This window comes from Micromonospora sp. CPCC 205561, assembly GCF_036906775.1.
Classification (GTDB): Bacteria; Actinomycetota; Actinomycetes; order Mycobacteriales; family Micromonosporaceae; genus Micromonospora.
The window spans coordinates 120,247-146,275 of record NZ_JBAKHV010000002.1; the positions used below are offsets into that span (position 1 = coordinate 120,247).

At 74.2% G+C, this 26,029-nt stretch carries 26 protein-coding genes and 1 pseudogene; 8 read left to right on the forward strand and 19 right to left on the reverse strand.

What is annotated here, in order from left to right; all coding sequences use genetic code 11:
• Window positions 1-194 precede the first annotated feature (194 nt).
• The 5 genes from V6V16_RS02790 (at window position 195) to V6V16_RS02810 (ending at window position 3,591) form a co-directional block, all read left to right on the forward strand.
• Window positions 195-1,010, forward strand: coding sequence for a hypothetical protein (locus tag V6V16_RS02790; protein ID WP_334559182.1), 816 nt, complete (start codon window positions 195-197; stop codon window positions 1,008-1,010).
• A gap of 40 nt (window positions 1,011-1,050) precedes the next feature.
• The gene (locus V6V16_RS02795) at window positions 1,051-1,383 is read left to right on the forward strand and encodes a YkvA family protein (RefSeq protein ID WP_334559183.1); all 333 of its coding nucleotides are present in this window, start codon (window positions 1,051-1,053) and stop codon (window positions 1,381-1,383) included.
• 27 nt (window positions 1,384-1,410) lie between these two features.
• Window positions 1,411-1,818 (forward strand): pyridoxamine 5'-phosphate oxidase family protein, encoded by a 408-nt coding sequence (locus V6V16_RS02800; RefSeq protein WP_334559185.1) that lies wholly within the window; start codon window positions 1,411-1,413, stop codon window positions 1,816-1,818.
• A 354-nt stretch (window positions 1,819-2,172) separates the two neighbouring features.
• On the forward strand, window positions 2,173-2,841 hold the full coding sequence (locus V6V16_RS02805; protein WP_334559186.1) for a C39 family peptidase: 669 nt from the start codon (window positions 2,173-2,175) through the stop codon (window positions 2,839-2,841).
• Window positions 2,842-2,988: 147 nt separating this feature from the next.
• Window positions 2,989-3,591 carry a hemerythrin domain-containing protein gene (locus tag V6V16_RS02810; protein ID WP_334559188.1) on the forward strand — a complete coding sequence of 201 codons (603 nt, stop codon included), beginning with the start codon at window positions 2,989-2,991 and terminating at the stop codon, window positions 3,589-3,591.
• Between the two features lie 61 nt (window positions 3,592-3,652).
• Here V6V16_RS02810 and V6V16_RS02815 read toward each other — a convergent pair whose 3' ends face one another.
• The 3 genes from V6V16_RS02815 to V6V16_RS02825 all read right to left on the reverse strand — a co-directional run bounded on the left by V6V16_RS02815 (window position 3,653) and on the right by V6V16_RS02825 (window position 5,471).
• Complete coding sequence (locus V6V16_RS02815) at window positions 3,653-3,889, reverse strand: ferredoxin (protein ID WP_334559190.1); 237 nt, start codon at window positions 3,887-3,889, stop codon at window positions 3,653-3,655.
• Between the two features lie 4 nt (window positions 3,890-3,893).
• Complete coding sequence (locus V6V16_RS02820) at window positions 3,894-5,099, reverse strand: cytochrome P450 (protein WP_334559192.1); 1,206 nt, start codon at window positions 5,097-5,099, stop codon at window positions 3,894-3,896.
• Between the two features lie 189 nt (window positions 5,100-5,288).
• The gene (locus V6V16_RS02825; protein ID WP_334559194.1) at window positions 5,289-5,471 is read right to left on the reverse strand and encodes an antitoxin; all 183 of its coding nucleotides are present in this window, start codon (window positions 5,469-5,471) and stop codon (window positions 5,289-5,291) included.
• Between the two features lie 205 nt (window positions 5,472-5,676).
• On the opposite strand from V6V16_RS02825, the gene V6V16_RS02830 reads away from it, so the two are divergent.
• Entirely contained in the window at window positions 5,677-6,819 is a 1,143-nt protein-coding gene (locus tag V6V16_RS02830; protein WP_334559195.1) for an AI-2E family transporter, read from the forward strand.
• Between the two features lie 25 nt (window positions 6,820-6,844).
• Here V6V16_RS02830 and V6V16_RS02835 read toward each other — a convergent pair whose 3' ends face one another.
• A complete protein-coding gene (locus V6V16_RS02835; RefSeq protein WP_334559197.1) occupies window positions 6,845-7,504 on the reverse strand; it encodes a dienelactone hydrolase family protein in 660 nt (219 codons plus the stop codon).
• A gap of 160 nt (window positions 7,505-7,664) precedes the next feature.
• Here V6V16_RS02835 and V6V16_RS02840 point away from each other — a divergent pair, with 160 nt between their 5' ends.
• Window positions 7,665-7,844 (forward strand): hypothetical protein, encoded by a 180-nt coding sequence (locus V6V16_RS02840; RefSeq protein ID WP_334559199.1) that lies wholly within the window; start codon window positions 7,665-7,667, stop codon window positions 7,842-7,844.
• 44 nt (window positions 7,845-7,888) lie between these two features.
• Here V6V16_RS02840 and V6V16_RS02845 read toward each other — a convergent pair whose 3' ends face one another.
• From V6V16_RS02845 to V6V16_RS02885, 9 genes and pseudogenes are all read right to left on the reverse strand, one after another.
• Window positions 7,889-10,261: a glycoside hydrolase family 65 protein gene (locus V6V16_RS02845; protein ID WP_334559201.1), complete on the reverse strand. Its 2,373-nt coding sequence runs from the start codon at window positions 10,259-10,261 to the stop codon at window positions 7,889-7,891.
• Entirely contained in the window at window positions 10,258-11,010 is a 753-nt protein-coding gene (locus tag V6V16_RS02850) for an HAD-IA family hydrolase (protein WP_334559202.1), read from the reverse strand. Before V6V16_RS02850 ends, V6V16_RS02845 begins: the two co-directional genes overlap by 4 nt.
• 62 nt (window positions 11,011-11,072) lie before the next feature.
• Window positions 11,073-11,537 (reverse strand): DUF4442 domain-containing protein, encoded by a 465-nt coding sequence (locus V6V16_RS02855; protein ID WP_334559203.1) that lies wholly within the window; start codon window positions 11,535-11,537, stop codon window positions 11,073-11,075.
• A 64-nt stretch (window positions 11,538-11,601) separates the two neighbouring features.
• Window positions 11,602-12,900 (reverse strand): ABC transporter ATP-binding protein, encoded by a 1,299-nt coding sequence (locus tag V6V16_RS02860; protein WP_334559204.1) that lies wholly within the window; start codon window positions 12,898-12,900, stop codon window positions 11,602-11,604.
• A gap of 134 nt (window positions 12,901-13,034) precedes the next feature.
• Window positions 13,035-15,269, reverse strand: a complete 2,235-nt coding sequence (locus V6V16_RS02865) for a bifunctional glycosyltransferase/CDP-glycerol:glycerophosphate glycerophosphotransferase (RefSeq protein WP_334559206.1) — start codon at window positions 15,267-15,269, stop codon at window positions 13,035-13,037.
• Window positions 15,270-15,284: 15 nt separating this feature from the next.
• Window positions 15,285-17,279, reverse strand: coding sequence for a DUF5941 domain-containing protein (locus V6V16_RS02870; RefSeq protein ID WP_442934018.1), 1,995 nt, complete (start codon window positions 17,277-17,279; stop codon window positions 15,285-15,287).
• Window positions 17,276-17,881 (reverse strand): annotated as a pseudogene (locus tag V6V16_RS02875) (ABC transporter ATP-binding protein); the annotation flags it as partial. The pseudogene V6V16_RS02875 and the gene V6V16_RS02870, both read right to left, overlap by 4 nt.
• A gap of 143 nt (window positions 17,882-18,024) precedes the next feature.
• Window positions 18,025-18,852 (reverse strand): ABC transporter permease, encoded by an 828-nt coding sequence (locus tag V6V16_RS02880; RefSeq protein WP_334559209.1) that lies wholly within the window; start codon window positions 18,850-18,852, stop codon window positions 18,025-18,027.
• A gap of 59 nt (window positions 18,853-18,911) precedes the next feature.
• Window positions 18,912-20,282: an L-serine ammonia-lyase gene (locus V6V16_RS02885; RefSeq protein WP_334559211.1), complete on the reverse strand. Its 1,371-nt coding sequence runs from the start codon at window positions 20,280-20,282 to the stop codon at window positions 18,912-18,914.
• A gap of 335 nt (window positions 20,283-20,617) precedes the next feature.
• On the opposite strand from V6V16_RS02885, the gene V6V16_RS02890 reads away from it, so the two are divergent.
• Window positions 20,618-20,821 (forward strand): PspC domain-containing protein, encoded by a 204-nt coding sequence (locus V6V16_RS02890; RefSeq protein WP_334559213.1) that lies wholly within the window; start codon window positions 20,618-20,620, stop codon window positions 20,819-20,821.
• Window positions 20,822-20,909: 88 nt separating this feature from the next.
• Here the strand turns inward: V6V16_RS02890 and V6V16_RS02895 are convergent, their stop codons facing one another.
• The 6 genes from V6V16_RS02895 to pdxH form a co-directional block, all read right to left on the reverse strand.
• On the reverse strand, window positions 20,910-21,674 hold the full coding sequence (locus V6V16_RS02895; protein ID WP_334559214.1) for a DUF4230 domain-containing protein: 765 nt from the start codon (window positions 21,672-21,674) through the stop codon (window positions 20,910-20,912).
• 153 nt (window positions 21,675-21,827) lie between these two features.
• The gene (locus V6V16_RS02900; RefSeq protein ID WP_089002310.1) at window positions 21,828-22,133 is read right to left on the reverse strand and encodes a type II toxin-antitoxin system VapB family antitoxin; all 306 of its coding nucleotides are present in this window, start codon (window positions 22,131-22,133) and stop codon (window positions 21,828-21,830) included.
• Between the two features lie 188 nt (window positions 22,134-22,321).
• Complete coding sequence (locus V6V16_RS02905) at window positions 22,322-22,924, reverse strand: nitroreductase family protein (protein ID WP_334559215.1); 603 nt, start codon at window positions 22,922-22,924, stop codon at window positions 22,322-22,324.
• A gap of 12 nt (window positions 22,925-22,936) precedes the next feature.
• Window positions 22,937-23,866, reverse strand: a complete 930-nt coding sequence (locus V6V16_RS02910; protein WP_334559217.1) for an aldose 1-epimerase family protein — start codon at window positions 23,864-23,866, stop codon at window positions 22,937-22,939.
• Window positions 23,867-23,919: 53 nt separating this feature from the next.
• The gene (locus V6V16_RS02915; protein WP_334559219.1) at window positions 23,920-25,218 is read right to left on the reverse strand and encodes an MFS transporter; all 1,299 of its coding nucleotides are present in this window, start codon (window positions 25,216-25,218) and stop codon (window positions 23,920-23,922) included.
• Window positions 25,215-25,844 (reverse strand): pyridoxamine 5'-phosphate oxidase, encoded by a 630-nt coding sequence (pdxH, locus tag V6V16_RS02920; RefSeq protein WP_334559401.1) that lies wholly within the window; start codon window positions 25,842-25,844, stop codon window positions 25,215-25,217. The genes V6V16_RS02915 and pdxH overlap by 4 nt, the downstream gene beginning before the upstream one ends.
• Window positions 25,845-26,029 lie beyond the last annotated feature (185 nt).

Sequence of the window (26,029 nt, forward strand, 5' to 3'; positions counted from 1 at the left end):
GCTCTCGGCGGCGGCGCCGCTGCGCCCGCACCGGGCGCCGTGGGCGTCGTCCCCCGGCTCCGCCGGGCGGCCTCGCCGCGCCTGGCGCCGGAGGCGGCCACCGCCGCGGTACGCCCCGCGCCCACGATGCCCCACCGGCCCGTCCACCCGGGCCCGACCACGAAATCCCCTCGACCGACCGCGAGGTGCCGACCATGCAAACCGTGCTCTCCTTCGTACTGCCGGATGTCCCCCGGGCCGCCGTGATCTGGCTGAGCCTGCTCGGCGTCGTCGCCGTCACCGTGGCCGGCCTGCTGCTGCGCCCCGGCCGGCTCCGCTTCGACCCCGGCGCGCGGATCCGGCGCGCCGCGATGCCGAGCGAGCTGGAACGGGCCGAGGAGGCGCGCGACCGCTCCCGGTACGCGGAGGAGGTCGCGGTGGCCGCCGAACGAGCCGCCGCCACCGCCGCGCGGCTGCGGTCGGAGTGGCTGGCGGCCCAGGAGGAGGTGGAGACGGCCTGGCAGTCGTACGAGGCCGCCGAGGCGGACGTCCGCCGGCTCGCCGGCGCCGAGGCGATGCCCCTTCCGCGTACCGTCCGGACGCCCGCCGAGTACGCCGAGCGCGAGCGCTTCCTGCACCGGGCCGCGCTCGACGCGTACTGGCGCAAGGAGCTGTCGGTGGAGCAGCTCAGCGACGTCTTCGCGCACCGCGGCGGCTGGGACCCCCGACTGCACCCGGTCGAGCAGGAGCTGGTGCTGCGCAGGGCGGTACGCGACAACCTGCTCGCCCGGCAGCGGGCGGCCCGGGAGCGGGAGCAGGCCGCGTGGCGGGCCGCCGAGACCGCCGCCGAGGCGGCACGCAGCCTCCGGGACGAGGCGTTCGCCGCGGTCAGTCCTCCCTCGCGGGAGTCGCAGTCGCTGTTGCCGCTGATCGAAGCCGCCACGACCGAGCAGACCCGCGAGTTCCCGGCGGTCTCCGGCCGGGAGGCGCCGTCGGTGGCCCGGGGCCGGGCCGCCGTCCCCGCGTACTGACCGTCGGGCGGAACGGGTCCCGCTGGGCTAGCGTGGCGGTATGTCCAGGCAGGCGTGGGTCCTCGTCGGGGTCGTGGCCGTCGTCACGCTGGTCGGCGCGGTGGTGCTGGCCGTCCGGGTGATCCGCACCCGCCGGCTGCTCGGCACCCTCGGGGTCAGCGGCAAGGTCGCCTTCTACGGGGCGCTGCTCTACACCGTCCTGCCGATCGACCTGCTGCCCGACCCGATCTACCTGGACGACATGGCGGTGCTGACCGGCGCGCTGCTCTATCTCGGCCGGCTGGTCCGGCAGCGGCGCGCCGGGAGCCCTCCGGCGGCCGGCCTGCCGGACGTGCCGTCCGGTTCCGACCGGGCCCGCCGCCCCGTGCCGTGACCGGCACGGCGATGACGGGGCGATGACATGGCGGGAGACCACCGGCTGGCACCGGACGACGAGCGGGTCACCGCGTTCTGCCGCGAGCGGCACCTGGCCACCTTGACCACCCTCCGGCCGGACGGCACGCCGCACGTCGTACCGGTGGGGGTCACCTTCGACGCGACAGCGGGTCTGGCCCGGGTGATCACCGGCGGCGGGTCCCGCAAGGCACGGCACGTCGCCGCCGCCGGCCCCGGGGGCGCCCCGGTGGCCGTCTGCCACGTCGACGGGCGGCGCTGGCTCACCATCGAGGGGCGGGCGGTCGTGCGCTCCGACGGGCCCGCCGTCGCCGAGGCCGAGCGCCGGTACGCCGAGCGCTACCGTCCGCCCCGCCCGAATCCGGACCGGGTGGTCATCGAGATCGCGGTGACGCGCCTGCTCGGAAGTCTGTGACGGCCTGACCGGTTCGTACCGCCGACGCCCGGCGGCGCGCCGCGCCCCCTGCGGTCCCCCCTGGCCGGTTCGACGGCACCGCCGCGCCTTCGACGGCACCGCCGCGCCGGTGGCGTCGTGACGCGTGGCACCCGCGCCCCGGAATCCCGCCGCGCGTGCCGCCGTTGCACCTCGTCGTGCGGCCGGTACGCCCGGCCGAGGGCCCGGAATGCCCGCCGGCGAACCGCCGTTGCATCTCCGGGTACGCCCGCGCGCCGAGCGCGGCCGGCCGACGAATCCCCGAGCCGAGCGCCTTTCCCGGTGCTTGCGCCCCCGGTCCCCCCGGAGGCGTCAACCCCCGATTGGAGCCCGACCATGAACCCGATCGTGCAGAAGAGCGGCCTCTCCGTCGCCGGCCTGCTGGTGGCCGGCGGCTGTCTCACCGTGCCGGCCGTGGCCGCCGAGGCGGCACCGGCGGCGACCGCCCCCGTCGGCTCCGGATACGTCGGCCGGGACGGCCACCCGGGCCGCGCCGACCGGCGCGCCGAGCGCGTGCTGGGCGTCGAGTACCAGGCGCAGCCGAACTTCTACTACTGCGGGCCCGCCGCGACCCGGATCGCCCTGTCCGCGCTGGGCAGGCCCCTTCCGCAGGACGAGGTCGCGAGGCGGCTCGGCACCACCGAGGCCGGCACCGACTCGGCCCTGGACATCACCCGGGTGCTGAACGAGCTGACCGGCGGGAAGTACCGGACGACCGAGATCCCGGGGCCGGTGGCCAAGCCCGAGCAGGTCGAGCGGCTGCGCTCCGACGCCGTCGCGGCGCTCGACCAGGGCCGGCCGGTGGTGGCCAACATCAAGGGCACCGCCGTCGACACCGCCGGCAGCCCGCACTCGTACGAGGGCGGGCACTACCTGACCCTGGTGGGCTACCGGGACGGTGGCGCGCTGCTCCGGGTCGCCGACCCCGCCGCCCCGGAGGGCGAGTACTGGATGACGCTGGAGAAGGTCGCGAACTGGGTCGCCGAGCGCGGCTACTCCTCCTGACACCCGAAACCGACACCGACGGCAGGGGCCGGTCCTCCGTGCGGAGGGCCGGCCCCGCGCCCGTACGGCGACACCGGGGGATTCGACGGGCGCCTCGGGGGTACCAGAGCCACACAACCGACCGTTCCGCAACCGGTAGGGGCCGACATGACCAAGACAGAGCACAGCGCCGGTCAGGACGTCGTCGACGTCCTGACCGCGGACCACCGAGAGGTCGAGGCGCTCTTCGTACAGCTGGAGAGCCGGCAGGGCACCCCCGAGCACCGCCGGCAGCTGGCTGACGTGATGATCGCCGAGCTGATCCGGCACGCGGTCGCCGAGGAGATGTACGTCTACCCGACCGCCCGCAAGGCGCTGCCCGACGGCGACGAGATCGCCGAGCACGAGATCTCCGAGCACTCCGACGCCGAGCGGACCATGAAGCAGCTGGAGTCGCTCGACCCGTCCGACCCGCGCTTCGACGAGCTGCTAGCGCACCTGACCAGCACGATCCGGCACCACGTCCAGGACGAGGAGTCGGACCTCTTCCCCCGCCTGCGTGCCGCGGTCGCCCGGGAGGAGATGGTCGAGCTGGCCGAGAAGGTGGAGGCGGCCAAGAAGTCGGCCCCGACCCGGCCGCACCCGGCCGCGCCGGACCGGCCGCCCGCCAACAAGCTGCTCAACCCCGGCGCCGGCCTCGTGGACCGGCTGCGGGACGCGCTCAGCGGCCGCGCCACCTCGATGTCGGAGCTGCGCGAGAAGCAGCACTGACCCCCCGCGCCGCCGGTGGGCCGCGCCTCAGCGGGCGGGACCACCGGCGGCGCGGACCGACCTAGGGCTGCGGCGCGATCCGGCGCAGGCTGTCCGCCTCGGACACGATGACGGCCTCCATCGGGCAGGAGTCCGCCGCGTCCATCAGCGCGTCGTCCGGTGCCACCCGTTCGGCCACCGGGCGGGACAGGCCGCCCACCAGCACGAAGTGCTTCGGCGCGGTGCCCGCGCAGATCCCCGAGCCGATGCAGCGGGTCGGGTCGACGTGCACCCGCCACTGTTCACTCGTCGCGCTCACCGGGTCACCAGCTCACCGGCAGGGCGAGCAGGCCCCGGACCAGCAGGCCGCTCTTCCACGGCAGCTCCGATTCCGGTACGGCCAGCCGCAGGTTGGGCGTACGGCCGATCAGGGTCTCCAGGACGACCTGGAGTTCCATCCGGGCGAGCTGCGCGCCGACACAGTGGTGCACCCCGTGCCCGAAGCCGAGGTGGGGGTTGGCCTGGCGGGTCAGGTCGAGCCGGTCCGGCTCGGGAAAGACCGTCTCGTCGCGGTTGGCCGACGCGATCGACACCACCACCGGTTCGCCGGCGTGGACCAGTACGCCGCCGAGTTCGACGTCCTCGAGCGCGTAGCGGGCGAAGGCCGAGGACGCGCCGAGCGGCACGAACCGCATGAGCTCTTCCACCGCCGCCGGCACCAGGCTCGGCTCCGCCGTGAGCCGCTCCCACTCGTCGGGGTGGGTGAGTAGCACGTACACGAAGTTGGGGATCTGGGTCACGGTTGTCTCGTGCCCGGCCGCGAGCAGCCCGGCGGCCAGCCGGACCACCTCTTCCTCCGCGAGCCGGTCGTCCGCGTCGCGGGCCCGGACCATCGCGCCGAGCAGGTCGTCCGTGGGCCGCTGTCGACGCAGGGCGATCAGCTCGCCCATGTACGCGAACAGGTTGTCGATGTACTCCTGGGCCCGTTCGGGGCTGAGCGAGGTGGTCGACACGATCGCCTCGGACCAGGTGTGGAACCGGTCCTGGTCGGCCACCGGGACGCCGAGCAGGTCGCAGATGACCCGGATCGGCAGCGGGGTGGCCAGGTGCTCCACCATGTCGGCCGGTGGGCCGGCGGCGAGCATGCCGTCGACCAGTTCCTCGGCCACCTCCCTGGTGCGGGGGCGCAGCTCCTCCACGCGCCGGGCGGTGAACGCCTTCGCCACCAGCCGCCGCAGCCGGGTGTGCTCCGGCGGGTCCATCGACAGGATCCCGCCCTCCTGCCGCCGGGACGAGTTGCGCGGCTCGTCCCGGGTCACCGAGGCGGCCCGGCTGAACCGGGGATCGCCGAGCACCGTACGCACGTCGGTGTGCCGGGTGGCCAGCCACGCCGGCTCGCCGAACGGCATCCGGATCCGGGCGAGTGGTTCCTCCCGGCGCAGCCGGGCGTAGCGCGGATCGAGGTTGAGCCGATCGGGGTCGCTGAACGGGTAGCGCTGGGGGGCGGTCGTCTCGGGCGCCTCGGTCACCGGCTGACTTCCTCTCGTCACGGCACCCAGGAGGGGGCACCGGTCCGGTCGGGGGAGACTCGACGTTGAGTCATGTTCCGACTGCGGATAGTAGCGAGATTGGTCGATGCTTGCCAGCGGTCGGCGTCGATCCGTCAGAAAGCACGATCCCGGGCCACCGGTCTCGGCGACCCGGGAGTACCGGCGGCGTCAGCGAATCTGGTCGCCCTCGCCGGTGCGCGCCTGGGCCTGGTCGACGCCCTTGTCGATCTGCTCGTCGTACTTGCCGCCGGTGCGCTGGTCGACCGTGTCGCCGCCCTTCTCCATGCCCTGGTCGACCTGCTTGTCGTGCTTGTCGGCGAAGTCCTTGGCCTTGTCCATGAAGTCGCTCATCGCGGGGTCCTCCTCGAATGGGATCTGATCTTTGACTTCCCCCGGGTGGGGGGCGCAAACGCGACCGGACAGCCGACCGGCCGGAGCCGGCAAACGGTCGAACGGCACCGCGACGCCCGGCGTGCCCATCTAGCGTGAGAGGGGACGCGGGTGTCGGAGGGAGCGCGACCGGGTACCGACTCGCCGGAGATCGAGGAGGGCCGAAGTGGTCGCAGACGGTGCCGGGCAGACGCCCGAGGGGACGACGGGCCGGGGCGCGGGCCCCCGGCAGGCATGGACCGCGCTTCCCTGGCTGATCCGCTCGGCGGTGGTGTGGAGCGCCTGCCTGGTGGTGATCGTCGCCGGGCTGTACCTGCTGGGAAGGATCGCGGTCCTGCTCGCCCCGCTGGCCATCGCCCTCGCCGCCACGATCTTCCTCACCGCGCTGCTCGACCCGGTGCAGCTCGCGCTGCGCCGGCTGCGGCTGCCCGCCGCGCTGGCCGCCCTGCTCACGGTGCTGCTCCTGCTCGGCGTGCTGGTCGGCGTCGGCGCGATGGTCTGGAACCTGACCGCCAACCAGTTCGGCGAGCTGAGCCAGGAACTGGGGCAGGGCCTGCAACGGACCAGGGATTTCGTGACCTCCACGCTGCCGGTCAGCGACCAGCAGCTCGACCGGCTGCTCGACCAGGCCCGGCGGGGCGTCGGGGAGGGATCGGTCGACCCGGTGTCCGGCGCCCGGACGGCCGCCGAGGTGCTCGGCTCGGCGCTGCTGGCCCTCGTGCTGCTCTTCTTCCTGCTCAAGGACGGACGGTCCATGTGGCACTGGACGCTGTCCCGGATGACCGGGCCGAACCGGCCGGTGACCGCCGAGGCGGGACGGGAGGGCTGGCGGACGCTCGGCGCGTACAGCCGGGGCACCATGTTGATCGCCGCGATCGACGCGATCGGCATCGGCCTGGCGCTGGTCGTGCTCCGGGTGCCGCTGGCCTTCCCGCTGGCGTTGATCACGTTCTTCGGCGGCTTCATCCCGATCATCGGCGCGACCGTCGCCGGGGCGGTGGCGGTACTTGTCGCGCTCGCGGCGAAGGGACCGGTGACCGCGCTGCTCGTGCTGGCCGCCGTCATAGCGGTGCAGCAGATGGAGGGCAACCTGCTGGAGCCACTGATCATGAAGCGCCAGGTGCGCCTGCACCCGGCGGTGATCCTGGTGGCGGTCACCGCCGGCACCCTGATCGCCGGCATCGCCGGCGCATTCGTCTCGGTGCCGATCACCGCCGTCGTCTGGCGGATCATCGACACCGTCCAGCAGCACCGTGAGCGCCCCACCGCGCCGCCGCCCCCACCGGAGCCGGCCGGGCAGCCTGGGTGAGCCGGAGCAGCCCGGGGTGCCGCCCTCAGCGGGGCCCGGCGAGGTGGGTGGTGAACCAGCCGGCGGCCCGGTGGGCGACCTGCTCCAGGGTGCCGGGTTCCTCGAAGAGGTGGGTGGCGCCGGGAACCAACGTCAGCTCGGCCGTGCCCGGGAGCGCGGCGCGCGCCTGCTCGTTGAGCACGATCACCTGCTCGTCCAGGCCGCCGACCAGCAACAGGGTGGGCGCGCGCACCTGATCGAGGGCCGGGCCGGCCAGGTCGGGACGGCCGCCCCGGGAGACCACCGCGCCGACGAGATCCGGTCGGGCCGCCGCCGCCACCAGGGCGGCGGCGGCCCCGGTGCTGGCCCCGAAGAGCCCGATCGGCACCGCGCCGAAGGGCCGCTCCGCCGCCAGCCAGTCCACGATCGCGGCCAGCCGGCCGGCGAGCAGGCGGATGTCGAAGCGCAGCTCGGCGGTCCGGGCGTCCATCCGGTCCTCGGCCGGGGTCAGCAGGTCGACCAGCACCGTGCCGAGGGCGTTGCGGTTGAGCACGTGCGCCACGGCCGTGTTGCGCGGGCTGTGCCGGGAACTGCCGCTGCCGTGCGCGAAGAGCACCACGCCGGCCGGCTCCGCCGGGACCAGCAGGTCGGCGGGGAGTTCGGCCTCCCCCGCCGGGATCGCCACCGCGCTGCTGCGCACGTCCATGCCGCCTCCGTACGTCCTCGGGTCGTACCCCTCCGGTCCGCATACCCGTCCCCGGCGGCGGCAAGCGGCCCGGCGTTTGTCGCCGGGGGGCCCGGGTAGGCGGCGGGTGACCGCAGACCGTACCGGCGCAACCGCGCCCCGACGGATCGCGAGGATCGCCATGGCGCAGCAGCAGGGTGAGTCCCGGCCGCAGAGCACCGACCGGGAGCGGCGGGAACAGGACAGCGAACGCGGACGCGACTGGGCGGACGACGCGGCCCAGGCGCGTACGGCCGACGATCCGCGGGCGACGGCGCCCCGCGACGCCGCCGGCCGTCCGTCACAGGGCAAGCCGCTCTGACCGGCACCGCCGGCCCGCCGTGACGAACGCGGGCCGGCGGCCCGTCACGGTGCGCTCTCCGGCAGGCGGAGCAGGGGTGCCCGGCCCGGGGCCTGCTCCGGGACCGGCCCGGTGACCTCCGCCGGCGGGATCGGCATCGTCACCGGCCGCGCGCAGGTGACCCGGACCCGCTCGCCGTGGTGGCGCAGCTCCAGCACGTCCTCGGGGTCGCCGTGGCCCAGCGAGTACGTGGTCTCGTCCGGTCCGACGTCCACCTTCAGCCGCATCCCGCGCCACTGGAGCGAGAACTCCAGCCGTCCGAGCCGGCTGGAGAGCCTGGGCGCGAAGGACAGGTTGCCGTCGTGGTCGCGCAGCCCGCCGAACCCGGCCACCAGTGCGATCCAGGCCCCGGCGAGCGAGGCCATGTGCACCCCGTCGCGGGTGTTCTCGTTGAGGTCGTGCAGGTCCATCAGCGCGGCCTCGCGCAGGTAGACGTGCGCCAGCTCCGGGTGGCCCACCTCGGCGGCCAGCACCGCCTGGGTGCACGCCGACAGCGACGAGTCCCGCACCGTGCGGCGCTCGTAGTAGAGGAAGTTGCGCAGCTTCTGCTCCGGCGTGAACGCGTCGCCCCGCCAGTGCATGGCCAGGACCAGGTCCGCCTGCTTGATTACCTGCTTGCGGTAGAGGTCGAAGTACGGATAGTGCAGCAGCAGGGGGTACTTCTCCGGCGGGGTGCGCGCGAAGTCCCACTCCTGGAGCCGGGTGAAGCCCTCGACCTGCTCGTGGACGTCGATCTCCTCGTCGTACGGGATGTGCATGGCGGCCGCCGCGTCCCGCCAGGCCGCCGCCTCCTCGTCGGTGACGCCCAGGTGGAACGCCTCGTCCCGGTAGCGCATCACCGCCTCCGCGGCGGCGATCAGGTTCCGCTGCGCCATCAGGTTGGTGTAGATGTTGTCGTTCTTCACCGCCGTGTACTCGTCGGGGCCGGTTACCCCGTCGATGTGGAACTGGCCGTGCCGGTCGTGGTGGCCCAGCGACCGCCACAGCCGGGCGGTCTCCACCAGCAGCTCCAGCCCGATCTCGCGTTCCAGCTCGGTGTCCTGGGTGACCTGCACGTAGCGCCGCAGCGCGTCGGCGACGCCGGCGGCGATGTGGAAGGCCGCGGTGCCGGCCGGCCAGTACCCCGACGACTCCGGTCCCTCGATGGTGCGCCAGGGGAACGCCGCCCCCTCCAGGTTGAGCGTCCGGGCCCGCTCGTGCGCCGCGGCCAGGGTGCCGTGCCGCCAGTGCAGCGCGTCCCGCACGGCGGCCGGGTGGGTGTAGGTGAGCACCGGCAGGACGAACATCTCGGTGTCCCAGAACGCGTGCCCGTCGTACCCCGGGCCGGTCAGCCCCTTCGCGGCGATGGGCCGCCGCTCCGCCCGGGCGCCCGCCTGCAGGACGTGGAACATGCCGAACCGGACGGCCTGCTGGATCTCGGGGTCGCCCTCCACCACCACGTCGGCGGTGTCCCAGAACTCGTCGAGGTATTCGCGCTGCTCGCGGCGGAGCCCGTCCCAGCCGTCGAGCCGCGCCCCCGTCAGGGCAGCCTCGACCTGGTCGCGCATCGCCGGCAGCGACCGGCGGCTCGACCAGCCGTACGCCAGGTACTTGACCACGCGCAGCGTCTCGCCGGGCTGGAGCACGCACCCGATCGTGGTACGCACCCAGTCCTCGTACCCCTCGGACTGGCTGGTCGTGCGCCCCGGGGCGTACACCTCGTGCTCCATGGCGGCGGCCACCCGCAGCCCGGAGACCTTGGTCCGGTGGATCAGCAGCCCGCCGTCGGCGGTGGTGAGTTCCTCCTCGGCCTGCAACGGCGACTCCAGCACGGCCGCCACCCGCGGGTCCTTGCTCTGCGCGGGCAGCGTCTCGTTGGCCACCAGCTCCGATTGCAGGATCAGCCGCAGCGGGCCGTCCACCGCCTCGACCTCGTAGTTGATCGCGGCGACGGCGCGCTGGGTGAACGAGACGAGCCGGGTGCTGCGGACCTTGATCTCGCGGCCGGCCGGGGAGCGCCAGTGCAGCTCCCGGTGCAGGGTGCCGGCGCGCAGGTCGAGGACCCGCTCGTGGGCGAGGAGTTCGCCGTAGCGGACGTCGAGCGGTTCGTCGTCGACCAGCAGGCGGATCAGCTTGCCGTTGGTCACGTTGACGACGGTCTGGCCGGACTCGGGAAAGCCGAAGCCGGCCTCCGCGTACGGCAGCGGGCGCAGCTCGTAGAAGGAGTTGAGGTAGGTGCCGGGCAGGCCGTGCGGCTCGCCCTCGTCGAGGTTGCCGCGGAGCCCGACGTGCCCGTTGGAGAGCGCGAAGACCGACTCGGACTGGGCCAGTACGTCCATGTCCAGCCGGGTCTCCCGGACGTGCCACGGCTCGACCGGATAGGCGCGCTCCCGGATCACGCGGGCCGCCCGGCGTCGAGCAGGTCGGCGAGGTCGGTGACCACGACGTCGGCGCCGTGGGCGCGCAGCTCGGCGGCCTGGCCGACCCGGTCGACGCCGACCACGTAGCCGAATCCGCCGGCCCGCCCGGCGGCCACCCCGGCCAGCGCGTCCTCGAAGACGACGGCGTTCGCCGGGTCGACCCCGAGCAGCGCGGCCCCGGCCAGGAACGTGTCCGGGTGAGGCTTGCCCCGCAGCCCCTCGGCCCGGGCGACCAGCCCGTCGACCCGGGCCTCCAGCAGGGGTTCCAGGCCGGCCGCGGCCACCACCTCCCGGCCGTTCGCGCTGGCCGTGACGACCGCGCGGCGCAGGCCCGCGGCGGCCGCGGCCTTCAGGTAGGTGACCGAGCCGGGGTAGACGTCCACGCCGTGCACGCGCAGCCGCTCCAGCAGCAGCACGTTCTTGCTGTTGCCGACGCCGTTGACGGTCTCGGCGCCCGGCGGGTCGTCGGGTGCCCCCTCGGGCAGCACGATCCCGCGGGAGGCGAGGAACGTGCGCACCCCGTCGGCGCGGGGCCGGCCGTCGACGTACCGGTTGTAGTCCGGCCCGGGGTCGAAGGGGCGGAAGGGCTCACCGGTCGCGGCGGCGCGTCGACTCAGGAAGGCGTCGAACGTCTCGGCCCAGGCGGCGTTGTGCACCCGGGCGGTCTGCGTCAGCACACCGTCCAGATCGAAGAGGCAGGCGGTCACGTGAGCAGGTAGGCCCAGCACAGCTACGAACCTATCCAAACCTCCCCGCCCGCAAACCGCTTTCGGCCGGCTGTGCCGGCGGTTCAGTTCGGGCGCAGCGTCCAGACCACGGTCATCTCGCCGGTCGGCTTGCCCGCCTCGGTGGCGATCGCGACGACGACCGGGAACTCCGGCCGCCCGCCGGCCGCCAGCTCCGCGACCACCTCCGCCGGCGGCCGGCCGAGCCGCGCGGTGGCCAGCACCGGGCCCATGGCCAGCTTGCGGTACGCGATCTCGGCCCGTACCGCCAGCGGCGTGGCCCGGTCGAGCTGCGGCCCGAACGCGGCCAGCACGACCGCGCCGGAGGCGGTCTCGCCGAGGGTGAACATGGCTCCGGCGTGCGGGCCGCCGACGTGGTTGTGGGTGGCCGGCGAGTCGGGCAGCCGCACGGTCACCCGCACCCCGCCCTGCGCCTCCGGGGCCACCTCGACGAATTCGATGCCGAGCGTACGGGCGAACGGCACGGCTTCCAGGATGCCGGCCGCCACCTGGCGCGAGTCGATTGTCATGGCCCGACGTTACTAGCCGGTAACTTCGCCGGCAACCCCGCCCGGCGGGTGGGAACCGGGCCGGTCAGCGCCAGCCGACGTCGATCCGGTCGCCGCGCTCGTCGAAGAAGTGCAGCGCGTCCATGCGTACGGAGACGGCCAACGCGTGACCGGCGGAGACCGCGGGGTACGGCGCGAGCCGGACCGCGAGTTCGGCCGGGCGGCGGTGGTGCCGGCCCGGGTCGTTCAGCACGCTGGTGCGGGCCCCGGTGGTCGGGGCGGCGGCGGCCTCCTCCGCGGCGCGTCCGGTCAGCCGCTGCATGACCTGCCCGAAGCGGCGCAGGCCACGCTGGCCGCTCGGCGCGTCGACCCGGGTGCCCATCTCGTCCACGACGATCGCGGTGGCCCCGATGTCGAGGAAGGCCAGCGACTCGTGGCCGTGGTGTTCGAGGTAGCGGATCCGGCCGTGCAGCACGGGGCCCTGGGTGTCCGGGGCGACCGGGGTGAGCGCCTCGGCCCGCATCCCGACCACGATCCGCTCGCCGTGGTAGTGCGCGACCGCCCGGCTCCGGATGTCGTCCCAGGGCAGGTAGAGCGCCTGGTCGCCGAGGGTGAGCGTGACGTAGCGGTCCAGGTGGACGTAGACGGACGCCTCCAGCAGGTTCATCCGCGGGCTGCCGAGGAACGCGGCCACGTAGAGGGTCGCGGGGCGGCCGTAGACCTGGGTGGGGGTGCCGACGTCCTGGAGGACGCCCTTGCGCATGATGGCGACCCGGTCGGCCATGGTGAGCGCCTCGGCCTGGTCGTGCGTGACGTAGATGGTGGTGACGCCCAGCTCCCGGGTCAGGCCGGAGATCTCCGCCCGCAGCTCGGCCCGGAGCCCGCTGTCGAGGTTGGAGAGCGGCTCGTCCATCAGGAACAGCCCGGGGCGGCGGACGATCGCCCGGCCCATCGCGACCCGCTGGCGCTGCCCGCCGGAGAGCTGGCTGGGCTTGCGGCCGAGCACGTCGCCGATGCCCAGCGCGCTCGCCACGTCGGTGACCCGCTCGCCGCGCGGCTCGGGCTCCAGCCCGGCCAGCCGGAGCGGGAAGGCGATGTTGTCGCCGACGGTCATGTGCGGGTAGAGCGCGAAGTCCTGGAAGACCATCGCGATCCTCCGGTCGCGCGGCGGCAGGTCGTTGGCGAGTTCGCCGTCGAGCATCACCGCGCCCGACGTCGGGTCCTCCAGCCCGGCGACCATCCTCAGCACCGTGGACTTCCCGCAGCCCGACGGGCCGAGCAGCACCATGAACTCGCCGTCGTCGACGTCGAGGTTGACGCTGTCGACGGCGAGGGTGCCGTCCCTGAAGACCTTGGTGACATCCTTGAGCGCGACGGTGGTCACCGTGCCCTCCCCCCAGCTCGTCGACCGAACCCCGAATGACTGTGACCAGGATCATGCGATCCGCACATCGGGTAAACGTTCCATGTTCGGCTTGTGTCGGCCCTGTGACGCCGCCGGGCGGGCGACACGGTGGGTCAGCGGACCCCTCCGCCCTCCCGCGACCGGGGCGACCAGCCCGCCTCGGGCTCCTCGCCGAGGAAGACCCGCCGGACCACCCGCTCGGCGGCGTGGCCGTCGTCGAGCGCGCAGAACCGGGCCCGGAACCGCTGCCGGGCCTTGCGCGCCGTCTCCGAGTCGACCTCGCCGGCGCGGAACAGGTCGAGCAGGTCGGCGAAGTCGGTGGCCACCGCGCCCGGCGGCTCCGCAGTCACGTCGAAGTAGACCCCGCGCGCCAACCGGTACGCCTCCCAGTCGGGGGCGTAGACGACGATCGGCCGGTCGAGCACCGCGTAGTCGAACATCGCCGAGGAGTAGTCCGTGATCAGCACGTCCGCCACGAGGTAGAGCTCCTCGACGCGCGGGTGGTCGCTGACGTCGCGTACCCGGTCGCCCTCCGGGTGCCGGGCGGGCCGGTCCCGGTCGTGGAAGTAGTGGCTGCGCATCATCAGCCGGCCGGCCGGGCCGAGCACGTCGAGCAGCCGCTCCGGGTCGAACGGCGGCCGGTAGCCGGGCAGGTGCTCCCGGTGCGTCGGGGCGTACAGGACGACCTGCTCGCCGGGCCCGAGGCCGAACCCGGCGCGCAGCCCGCGCACCTCCTCCTCGGTCGCGGTGACCAGCCGGTCGTTGCGCGGGTAGCCGACCTCCAGCGTGGTGTACGAGGCCGGGTAGGCGCGCTCCCACATCTGGCTGGAGAAGCTGTTCGCGCTGACGCTGTAGTCCCACCGGTCCACCCGGCGCAGCAGCCCGGCGAAGTCCATCCCTACCGCGCCGATCGGGTACCGCTGCTGGTCCAGCCCCATCACCTTCACCGGGGTGCCGTGGTGGGTCTGCACGTGCACCGTGCCCGGCCGCTTGCGGACGTGGTCCGGGAAGTTGACGTTGTTCACCAGCCACCGCGCCCGCGCCAGCGCCCGGTAGTACGCGGGCGTCCCGGCGACGACGTGCTCGACGCCCTCGGGGACCGTGTGCACGCGGTCCCGCCGGACGATCCACACCCCGCGGACCTCCGGCGCGAGCCGCCGGGCCGCCTCGAAGATCGCGGCCGGGTTGTCCGAGTAGCCCCGGTACCAGTAGGCGGCGTAGACGGCCAGCCCCGGGTCGACCGGGCCGCGAAGCTCGGCCCGGTAGTACTCGCGCAGCACGGTGTCCCGGGCCAGCCGGGCCGCGCGCCGGACCCGGGGCGCGACCCGCCGCCTCGTGCCGCGGGCGGTGCGCCGGGCCGCGTCCCGCGCCCGGTACGCGGTGCGCAGCGCGCTGAACGTACGCCAGCGGCCGGCGGCCACCAGGCGGTGCTTGAGCCCCTCCGCGCCCCGCGGCGCCGGGTATCCGCCGGGCGGCAGCCAACGCGCGTGGTCGGCGGTGATCTGGGCGAAGAAGGCGGGCCGCAGCCCGGGCGCGATCCGCTCGCCGTTGCCGAGCACGGTCAGGTAGTGCCAGACCATCCGCTCGAAGACCGCCGGGCGCAGATCGTCGACGGCCGGGCCCCAGGAGTCCATCAGCCGGAACACCCGGTGCCACTGGTCGAACACCTCGAAGTGCCGGTCGCCACGGGTGCGCGTGATCGCGCCGGCCCGGCGCTGCCGGTAGTTGACGCAGACCCGGTCCAGCACGCCGATCCGCCCGGCGGCCATCAGCACCGGGTAGCTGAACGAGACGTCCTCGTACCAGCCGGGGGCGAAGCGCAGCCCCTCGTCGAGCAGGAACTCCCGGCGGACCAGCCGGTTCCAGGCGGTGTGCAGCAGCCGCATGGTCTCGGGCCGGTCCCGCAGCCGGAAGGTCTCCTCGCCGGGCGGCTCCGGAAAGACCTCCGTCATCGCGCTGCGGCTGGCGGCGTTGTTCCAGTGCGTCCGGACGTGGTCGACGAGGAGCACGTCGGGCCGGGTCGCACGCAGGCGCTCGGCGACCTCGACCAGGCAGTCCGGGGTGAGCCAGTCGTCGCCGTCGACGAACCAGACGTACTCGCCGACGGCCCGGTCCAGCCCGATGTTGCGGGCCGGACCGAGCCCGACGTTCTCCGTCAGCCGGACCGCGCGCATCCGCGGGTCCCGGGCCGCGTACTCGGCGAGGATCTCGCCGCTGTCGTCCGGCGAGCAGTCGTCGACGCCGATCACCTCGATGTCGGCGACCGGCTGGCCGAGGATGGAGTCCAGGCACTCGCGCAGGTAGCCCTGCACCCGGAAGGCCGGCACGACGAAGCTGATCAGTGTCATCGGCCGGCCCCTCCGTCAGCCCGGCGAGCGACCTCCCGCGCCGGCCAGGCCCACCGACGCCCGCGCGGCGCGGGCGGGCAGGACGACCCAGGCGAGGGCGACACTCCCCACGAAAACCATGAGAAGGTACGTACCGAGTGTAGCCATCCCGATACCCGCAATTCCGGCGATCGCGGCCAGGGCCAGCAGCACCGACCGCCCGTCCCAGCCCAGCGTGGCGTCGTGCAGCGGCGGGGCGACCTGCCGCTTCTCCAGCCGCGCGGTCAGGTCGTAGTGGTGCAGGGTCAGCACGAAGACGTACCCGAAGACCAGCCACGGTGGCACGTCGCCGACCACCCCCACCGCCACCGCGAAGAGGAACTCGCCGGCCCGCAACGCGGCCGGCACGAGCCAGTCCAGCGGCCCGGTGTGCGCCGTGCCGGCCCCGAGCCCGCCGGCCAGCAGCACCACCAACGCGACCGGCACCGCCCAGCGCAGGCCCTCCGCCCCCCCGCCGTCCAGGCTGAGCAGCGCCGCCAGCAGCAGCGCCGCCGGGCCCAGCGCCGCGACGATCGCCAGGGCCAGCGGCCCCGCCGGGCGGAACGCCGGCAGGAGCCGGGCCAGCGGGCCGTCGTCGCGGTGCAGGGTGGCGTCGACCGTGTCGAGCACCGGCACCCGCATCCAGCGGGCCCGCAGCGTGCGCAGCGCCCCGGTGTACGCGAACGCCAGCACCCCCCAGGCCAGCACCGCGTACAGGCTGACCAGCGGCCCGAACAGCGCCACGGTCAGCGCGATCAGCGCCCACCGCTCCCCGATCGGGAAGACCACCGTCCGCTTCAGCCAGTACGACACGGAGCCCGTGTCGGCCTGCACCCGGTTGGACGCGGCGTTGAGCTTGTCGCCGATGCCGCCGCCGGCGGTGCCGACCGACTTCGGCCGCCGGGCCGCCTCGTCGTGCAGCACGCCGTACCAGGTGTCCGTCATGTGCCGCACGGTCTGCAGCGTGATCGCGGCGATCGCCAGCGCCCAGCCGTAGCGGAAGCCGGCCTGCGTGGCCCCGTAGCCGAGGCCGGCGTAGACCACGTACTCCTTCGCCCGGTCGGCCATCGTGTCCAGCCAGCCGCCCCAGGCGCTGAAGTGCCGGGTGTAGCGGGCGACCTGGCCGTCCACGCAGTCCAGCACGAAACCGAGGTAGAGCAGCACCGCCCCGACGACCAGCGCCGGCCGGCCGCCGACACCGAAGAGCACGGCTGCGGCCACCGCGAAGGCCACCGAGATCATCGTGACGGCGGTGGGGCCGAGCCCGAGCCGGGCCGACGCCTTCGTCACGTACGGCGACCAGGTGCTGACGAAGAAGGTGGTGAAGAAGTCGTCGCGTTCCTTGACCGAGAGCCTCAGCTCGGCGCGGTCCTCGTCGACGGCGGCCACGGCCGCCTCCGCGGCGGCCAGCCCCGCCGGATCGGCCACCCGGTGCGCGACGAGCAGGCGTACGCGCTGGGCGAAGGTCAACGCGCCGAGCCCGGTGAGGCCGGCGAAGAGCCGGTCCACCGCGGGCCCGGCCGACGCCGCGCCGGCGGGCACCACCCGGGCGGCGGCCGCTCGGGCGGCGGCGGCGAGCGACGGCAGGTCGTCGACGCCGACCCGCAGCGCGCCGCCGAAGACCCCGGTGGCCCCGCCGTCCAGCCGCTCCGCCGGCCCGGCGTCGACCACCTGGCCGCGCTCCTCGCGGACGGCCGTGCGCCCGTCGCCGGGCGGGTCGGTGAGCACCAGCGCCACCGTCGGCCCGACCGGGCTGGTGGCCAGGTGCCGCAGGACGGCGGTGTGCGCGACCAGGTCGGCGCCGGTGACGAGGACCGGGCCGGTGGCCGCGTCGACCAGCGCGGCCAGCTCGTCCAGGTCGGCGGCGTGGCGCACCTCGTCCGCCCCGGCCCGGTGGAGCTGGCCGGTGAGCCGGTCGACGAGGCGCTCGCCCGAGCTGGTGGGCAGGCTCGCGGCCGGGGCGTCGGCGGCGAGCACGATCGCGAGCGTCACCGCGGGACCGCGGTGTGGTACGCGTCGAGCGCCTCGGCGATCGTCCCGTCGACGCTCAGCCGGCCCCCGTCGAGGTACAACCCCCGACGGCAGAACCGGGTCAGGTCCTTTTCGTTGTGTGACACCAGCACCAGAGTGCGCCCCTCCCCGAGCAGACGGTCGATCGTCGCATAACACTTCTTTCGGAACTCCGCGTCCCCGACCGCCGTCACCTCGTCCATGAGCAGGATCGGGTGCGGCAGGTGCGAGATGATCGCGAAGCCGAGCCGGACCTTCATGCCGGACGAGTAGTGCCGCACCGACGTGTCGATGGCGCGCTCCACCTGCTCACCGGCGAACGAGACGATGTCGTCGAAGTGCCGCCTGAGGTAGCCCGACGAGAGCCCGTGCAGTCCCCCGACCAGGTACAGGTTCTCCCGCCCGGTGAGGTCGTTGGAGAACCCGGCGGAGAGCTCCAGCAGCGGCGCGACGTCGCCACGCACCGTGATCCGGCCCTCGTCGGGGATCAGCACGCCGGCGATCAGCCGCAGCAGCGTGCTCTTGCCGGTGCCGTTGCGGCCGATCACGCCGACGGTCTCCCCCGCCGCCACGGAGAAGGACACGTCGCGCAACGGCCAGAACCGGCCGTCCGCGGCACCCCGCCGGCCGCGGTGGATGAACAGCTCCCGCAGCCGCAGCTGCCGCCGCCGGTTGCGGACGAACCGGATGCCCAGTCCCCGCGCCTCGATGATCGCGTCGGCCATCGTCACAGTTCCTTGAGCACGGCGGGTTCGAGCCGGCGGAACGACCACCAGCCGACGAGGAGCACCAGCAGGCTGACGCCGACGGTGGAGGCGAGCAGGCGCGGGTCGGGGAACTCGTCCGGGTACCAGACCGCGTGGTGCAGCTGGAAGATGCCGACCAGCGGGTTCAGCTCGTAGCCGACCTTCAGCCAGCCCGGCAGGTCCGCGTCCCGCACCAGGCTCAGCGGGTAGATGATCGGCGTGGCGTAGAAGAGCACCCGGATGACCAGCCGCATGAAGCGCTCGACGTCGCGCATCAGCACGTTGGCCGCCGAGAGCAGCAGCGCCAGCCCGACCAGCAGGACGGCCTGCACCGCCACCGCGAGCGGCAGGGCCAGCAGCGACCAGCCCGGCTCGATCCGGCCGTACGCGGCGTAGCCGACGGCGACGGCGACCAGGATCGGCAGGCCGGCGGCGTACTCGGCGAAGCGGCCGGTGACCCGGCCGATCGGGAAGACCTGCCGCGGCACGTTCATCGTCGTGATCAGGCGGGACTGGCCGGTCAGCGCGTTGGTCGCCTCGCTCAGCGCCGAGCTGGTCCACATCCAGGCGAAGATCCCGGTGATCAGGAACAGCGGGTACGAGTCGGCCGCCTCACCCAGGTGGCGGGTGGTGTCGCGGGAGTAGAGGACGCCGAAGACGAACCAGTAGATCGCCCCCATGCCGAGGGGTTCGATCAACGACCAGAGGTAGCCGAGCACGGACTGCTGGTACTTCACCGCGAGGTCGCGCCGGACCAGGATGCGCAGGGAGTTGCGGTGCGACCACAACGCCGCGACGCCAGAGGTCACCGCCGCCTCCCGCCTCACCGGACGGACGACAGGTTAGCAGTCGGTGAACGAGGGCCCTCTCAGCACTCGATCACGTTGACGGCCAGGCCGCCGCGCGCCGTCTCCTTGTACTTCACCTTCATGTCCGCGCCGGTCTCGCGCATGGTCTTGATGACCTTGTCGAGCGACACGTGGTGCACCCCGTCGCCGCGCAACGCCAGCCGGGCGGCCGTGATCGCCTTGATGCTAGCCACCGCGTTCCGCTCGATGCAGGGGATCTGCACCAGGCCCCCGACCGGATCGCAGGTCAGACCGAGGTTGTGCTCCATGCCGATCTCGGCGGCGTTCTCCACCTGCGCGGGGCTGCCGCCCAGCGCCTCGGCCAGCCCCGCGGCGGCCATCGAGCAGGCCGAACCCACCTCGCCCTGGCAGCCCACCTCGGCGCCGGAGATCGACGCGTTCTCCTTGAACAGCACGCCGATGGCGCCCGCCGCCAGCAGGAACCGGACCACCCCCTCGTCGGAGGCGCCCGGCACGAACCGGGTGTAGTAGTGCAGCACCGCCGGGATGATCCCCGCCGCCCCGTTGGTCGGCGCGGTGACGACCCGGCCGCCGGCCGCGTTCTCCTCGTTGACGGCGAGCGCGAAGAGGGTCACCCAGTCCATCGCCCGCAGCGGGTCGGCGGAATCGGACTCCGTCGCCAGGCTGCGGCGCAGCTCAGCGGCGCGGCGGCGGACCTTCAGGCCGCCGGGGAGCACCCCGTCGCGCGAGCAGCCCCGCTCGACGCACTCCCGCATCACCCGCCAGATCTCCAGCAGGCCGGCGCGCACCTCGCCCTCGCCGCGCCAGGAGAGCTCGTTGGCGAGCATCACGTCGCTGATCGACAGCCCCGTCGACGCGGTGACGCCGAGCAGTTGCGCGCCGGTCAGGAACGGGTGGCGCACCCGGGTGGCGTCCGGCTTGATCCGGTCCGCCCCGGCCGCCGCCTCGTCCACCACGAACCCGCCGCCGACCGAGTAGTACGTCCGCGCGCGCAGCTCCGCGCCGCTGTCGTCGTACGCGACGAAGGTCATCCCGTTGGGGTGGTACGGCAGCGACCGCCGCCGGTGCAGCACCAGGTCACGGCCGGGGTCGAAGTCGATCTCGTGCGCGTCCAGCAGGGCCAGCCGGCGCTCGGCGCGGATCCGGGTGATCCGCGCGTCGACCGCGTCGGTGTCCACCGTCTCCGGGGCCTCACCGGCCAGCCCGAGCAGGACCGCCCGGTCGCTGCCGTGGCCGTGCCCGGTGGCGCCCAGCGAGCCGAAGAGTTCGGCCTGCACCCGTACCGTGTCGGCCAGCAACCCGTCGGCCTTCAGCCCGGCGACGAAGGTGCGGGCGGCCCGCATCGGCCCGACCGTGTGTGAGCTGGACGGCCCGATGCCGACGCTGAAGAGGTCGAAAACGCTGATCATGAGTGCACTTCCTCGCCGTCGTCCCCTCGTGGGGGTCCGGCCCGGTCGTGGCCGGCCCGGTGCGGGCGGCCGTGCGGCACCCGGGGTGTGGGTGTCCGACCGGCGAGCCTACCCGCCCGACCCGACGCCCGCCCGCGTTCCGGACGGTCGGCGGTGCCGGCGGGCCGGCGGCTCGCCCCGGAGCCTCGCCCGCGGAGGAGTCGCGGCAGCGGCACGCGGGTAACCACCTACGGGTGAAACGCGCGCCGATCCTCCTCGCGACCGAGGGCGGGGTGGCCGCCCCTTTCTACCGTTGAGGGCAGACGCGGCGAACGCCGCAGAGTGGGAGTACGACGATGAGTCGCAAACTGGTCCGGCCCCGTCAGGGGCGCATGATCGCCGGTGTCTGCGCCGGCCTGGCCCAGCGTTACGGCAGGTCTGCCGGCTTCATCCGGCTGCTGTTCCTGCTGTCGCTGCTGCTGCCCGGCACCCAGGTGATCGTCTACCTGGTCCTCTGGCTCCTGATGCCGAACGAGGATCGCCACGCCGTTCGCTACTGACCTGTCCGCCCGCCGTCACCTCGGCCGGGATCGCGGCGCCCGCCCCGTTCACCGGGGCGGGCGTCGTCGCGTTCTTCCGGGACGGCCGTCAGGGGGCGGTGTAGGTGACGGTGACCTTCTCGTAGCCGAGGGAGCGGAGCAGCCCTTCGAGCATCTTGCGGGTGTTCTCCTCGGCCCGCTGGGTCAGGCCGCTGTCCCGCGCCGCGGTGGTGATCCGCTCCTCGGCGAGCTGGTAGACCTGCTGCTGGCGGTTGGGGTCGCCCTTCACCAGCTCGCCGACCCGGTTGAGCAGGCCCCGCTCCTCGGCGAAGACGTAGCTCTTCTCCAGGTCGAGGTTGGTCTTGCCGAGCTGCGGCGCCGGCAGCCTGATCTCCACCGACTTGCCGTCGGCCGACTCGACCACGGCCCCTTCCGAGATCTTGGTGAAGTCCACGTACGCCTCGACGCTGCCCGCCCCGACGAAGAGGGTGCGCTGGCTGAGCAGCCAGTCGGGCACGTTGCGCCGGTCGTTCTGGAGATCGACGACCACCTGGAAGTTGCCCTCCGCCGCGACGTAGCGGCTCAGATCCTGGATCGACTTCAGCAGCGGGGGCTGACTGCGGTCGGTCTGCTCCTTGGCGAACGGGTTGCGGAAGTCGGGCAGCAGACCGGTGGCCTGCACCCCGAGCAGCACGACCACCGCCATCGCCGCCGCGCCGAGCACCCAGAGCAGGCCACGGGCGGGCCCGCCCCCCGGCTGTGGCGCACCCGGCGCCGGCTCGGATGTGACGTCTGACCGATCCCGGAGCGCCTCGGCGGTCGGGTAGCCGGGGAACTCCCTCGTGGGCTCGTTGATCTCACCGTCGCGGGCCATGGCCCTCACCGTCCTCGTCAGACACGTCGTCTTGCATTGACGGTACGGCTCCCGTACGACAGCCGCTCGGCGAGCGGCGCAACCGGGCGCGGGCGCCCCGCACCGGAGGCGGACCCGCAGGTCAGGACGGTGCCGACGGCCGGTGGCGCCCGCTCACTCGATCGGCCCGGAGAGGACGAGCACCCGGGCGTGGATCTGGTTGCGCTGCTGGAGCGCCGCCCGCAGGGCGCGGTGCAGGCCGTCCTCCAGGTAGAGCCCGCCGTTCCACTGCACGACGTGCGGGAAGAGGTCGCCGTAGAAGGTGGAGTCCTCGGCGAGGAGCTTGTCGAGCGCCAGCTCGCGCTTGGTGGTGATCAGCTGGTCCAGGCGCAGCGGCCTCGGCGGGATCTCCGCCCACTGCTTGAGCGTCAGGTTGTGCTCCGGGTAGGGACGCCCGTCCCGGACCGCTCTGAAGATCACGACGGCACGCTCCCCTCCCCCTGGCCCGGCCGGCCCAGGAAACCGGTCGGGGTCGCGGCGCGACCCCGCGACCTGCGGCACCGTTGGCCGTGCCAGCGTAGCCGCCCGCGCCCCGCCGCGTTCTGCTCCCTGATGTCAGTTTCGCTACCCGGCGTCCCGTTCACAACCGGACGAAAACCACGGTTCGGTCAGCTCCACCGCCCGCGCCGGACGACCTCGCCCATCGGGCGGCGTCCCCGGCGCAGCGACGGTGACCGGTGGTCGGAGGCACGATAGCCCACCGTGACCGCCCCGACGGGCGCGTACTCCGCCGGCACCCCGAACGCCTCCCGGTACGCGTCGAGCCGCTGCGGGGGGATGCCGAAGAAGCAGGCCCCCAGCCCTTCGTCCACCGCGGTCAGCAGCATCAGCAGGGCGGCGAAGCCGGTGTCGACGTACCAGTAGGGCACCGGCCAGCGCTCCTCCGCCCGGTCCGCCCACCCCTTGTCGGGTTCCGCGTACCGCTCCAGGTAGGCCGAGCGGTTCGCGTGCGGGACGACGATCAGCGGTGCCCGGCGCATCCCGGCCAGCCACCGCTCCCGGCCGCCGCCGCCCGGGGTGGCCGCCGCCCAGAACCGCTCCCGGTCCTCCGGCGCCTCCAGCACCAGGAACCCCCAGCCCTGGGCGAAGCCGGCCGACGGCGCCCGGACGGCGTGGTCGAGCAGCCGCTCCACCACGTCGGGCGGGACCGGGCGGTCCGGGTCGTAGTTGCGCACCATCCGGCGCCGCCGGACCACCTCGCCGAACTCCACGTGCTCCCCCGCTCAGGCCCCGGGCCGTACGCCCCAGACGCCCCGCCAGGTCGCGCCCGGCTTCAGCGTCACCACGTCCCGCCCCGAGCGGAACGCGTCCGGCGGACAGGTCATCGGCTCCACCGCCACCGAACGGCGTCGCCGCTCGCCGGTGAGGGCGTCGCCGGTGAACACCTGCCACCAGCCGAACTCCCGGTCGGCCCAGATCCGCACGCCCGTGGTGCCGTCGGGGGCGACCAGGCTGACCGCCGAGCCCCCGTCGTCGTCGCGGATCACGTCGCCGAAGGTGAGGTCGAGCCGGGCGGCGCCGATCCGGCGTGGGCTGGTCCAGTCGTACTCGGTGCCGGCGACGGGGGTCACCCCCATCGGCAGCAGCCGCCCGTCCGCCTGCACCCGGGTCCGGGCCGGCAGCCGCATCGACAGGTCGTCCACCGCCACCCCGGGCACCCGCAGGTACGGGTGCACGGCGAAACCGAACGGCGCGGGCTCGGTGCCGAGGTTCGTCGCCTCGTGCTCCGCGCGCAGCCCGTCCGGGCCGACGCTCCACCGGGTCCGCAGCCGCAGCGGCCACGGGTAGCCGGGCTGCGGCGGCAGGTCGTAGCCGACCGTCACCGCGTCGGGCGACCGGTCCACCAGCCGCCACGGCACCCAGTTGACCAGGCCGTGGATGGCCACCCCCCGGTCCGGCTCGCTGAGCGGGAGCTGCAACGACTGCTCCCCGAAGGTGTAGCGCCCGTCGCGGATCCGGTTCGGCCAGGGGGCGAGCACCTGCCCGGCGCAGCCGGGGCAGATCTCGTCGACGTCGTACCCGTCGAGATGGTCGGTTCCGTCGTGCCGGTATGTCCGGATCCCACCGCCCACCTCCACGATGACGGCCTCGTGGCCGGCGGCGGAAATGGTCCACTGGGCGCCCGAGGGCGGACGCTGGTCGGGGGTGTCCATGCGGGGGACCCTAACGGTTCCGGCCCCGCCGTCGCTCGCCTCGGGCACGGCTGTCACGGGCGCTCGGCGCCGGGGGCCGCCGCCCGGTAGCGCAGCAGCACGGGGAACGCCACCGCGAGCAGCACCGCGAGCGCCGCGGAGAGCAGCCCGCCGCCCACCCAGGCGACACCGCCGCCGAAGCCGGCCGCGACCGCACCGGCCCGCAGGTCGCCCAGGCGCGGCCCGCCGGCGATCACCACCGTGTTGACGCCCATCAGCCGCCCGCGCATCCGGTCCGGCGCGTAGACCAGCAGCATCGACTGCCGCAGGACCGCGCTGACCAGGTCCGCCGCCCCGGCCACGGCGAGCAGCAGCACCATCAGCCAGAGCTGCCCGGCGAGCCCGGCCGCCGCCACCGCCAGCCCCCAGCCGACCACCGCCGCGACCAGCACCAGCCCCTGCCGGCGCAGCCGCCCGATCCAGCCGGAGGTCAGCCCGCCGAGCATCGCGCCCGCCGCGATCGCGCTGTAGAGCCAGCCGACCGCCGCGCCGCCGCCGAAGCGGGACTCGGCGATCTCCGGGAAGAGCGCGCGGGGCATCGCCAGCACCATCGCGATCAGGTCGATGACGAAGGAGAGCAGCAGCACCGGCGTGGTGGCCAGGTAGCGCAGCCCGTCGACGATGCTGGCCAGCCCGGCCCGCCGGGGGGTGGCGGCCGCGTCCGGGTCCGGCTCCGGCGGCATGGCCGGCAGCTTCGCGGTGGCCCAGACGGCGACCGTGTAGAGCACCGCGTCGGCGGCGTACGCGATCGGCAGGCCGAGGTCGGTGCCCCACCACGCGAAGATCAGGCCGGCGACCAGCGGGCCGAAGACCGAGGCGGCCGTGTAGGTGGTGAAGTTCAGGGTGGTCGCCGCCGGCACCAGCTCCGCCGGCACCAACCGGGGCAGGATCGCGTTGCGGGTGGGCGAGCTGACCGCGAAGGCGACCGACTGCACCGCCACCAGGGCGAGCAGCAGCCCCGGGCTGCCGATCCCGAGCGCCGCCTGCACCACCAGGCCGAACGTGGCGGCCCAGAGCACCGCCGCGGTCACCAGCAGCACCTTGCGCCGGTCGTGCGCGTCGGCCACCGCGCCGCCCCAGAGCCCGAAGACCAGCAGCGGTACGAACGCCGCGATCCCGATCAGGCCGACCCAGAGCGAGCTGCCGGTCAGCGCGTACATCTCCACCGGCACCGCGACCGCGGTGAGCTGGATGCCGAACATCGCGATGCCGTTGCCGAGCCACATCCGCCGGTACGCCGGCACGGCCAGCGGGCGCAGGTCGATGGCGAAGCGGCGCAGCCCCCGGGGCCGGGCGTCGCTGAGCTGGGTCACGGCGCCAGCCGCTCGACGATCCACCCTCCGGGACCGGCGAGCCGGAACCGCAGTCGGTCGTGCAGCCGGCTGGCCCGGCCCTGCCAGAACTCCACGGACTCCGGCCGCACCCGCAGCCCGCCCCAGTGCGGCGGGGCCGGGATCGGCTCGACGTCGGCGAACCGCTGCGCCGCCGCCCGGTACGCCTCGTCCAGCACGTCCCGCCCGGGGATCACCCGCGACTGGGTGCTGGCCCACGCTCCGAGCTGCGAGCCGCGCGGCCGGCTGGCGAAGTACGCCTCCGTCTCCGCGCGGTCGACCCGTTCCACCCGGCCGGCCACCACCACCTGGCGCTGCATCGGGAACCAGGGGAAGACGAGGCTCGCGTACGGGTTGGCGGCCGCCTCGGCGCCCTTGCGTGACCCGTGGTTGGTGAAGAAGACGAAGCCCTCGGGGTCGTACCCCTTCAGCAGCACGGTCCGCGCGCTGGGCCGCCCCTGCGCGTCGGCGGTGCCGACCACCATCGCGTTCGGCTCGGGGAGCCCGGCGGCGATCGCGTCGGCGAACCAGCGGCCGAACTGGGTGGGCCAGTCGGCGGCCAGGTCGGCCTCGGAAAGGCCCAGGTCCGCGGCGTACTCGTTACGCATGGCGGCCGGACGGACTGTGTCCCCCGTCACGTTCTCTCCCCCTCTTCCCGGCCCGGCCCACCCCCTGCGGCGCAGGCCAGCCCGTACCGCCCAGTGTCGCCGACGGGTCGGGACCGCCGCCGCCGGGGGATGTCGCGTGCGGCACAGTCCCAGCGGGTCGCGGATCCGGTTACCCAGCAGGCAAG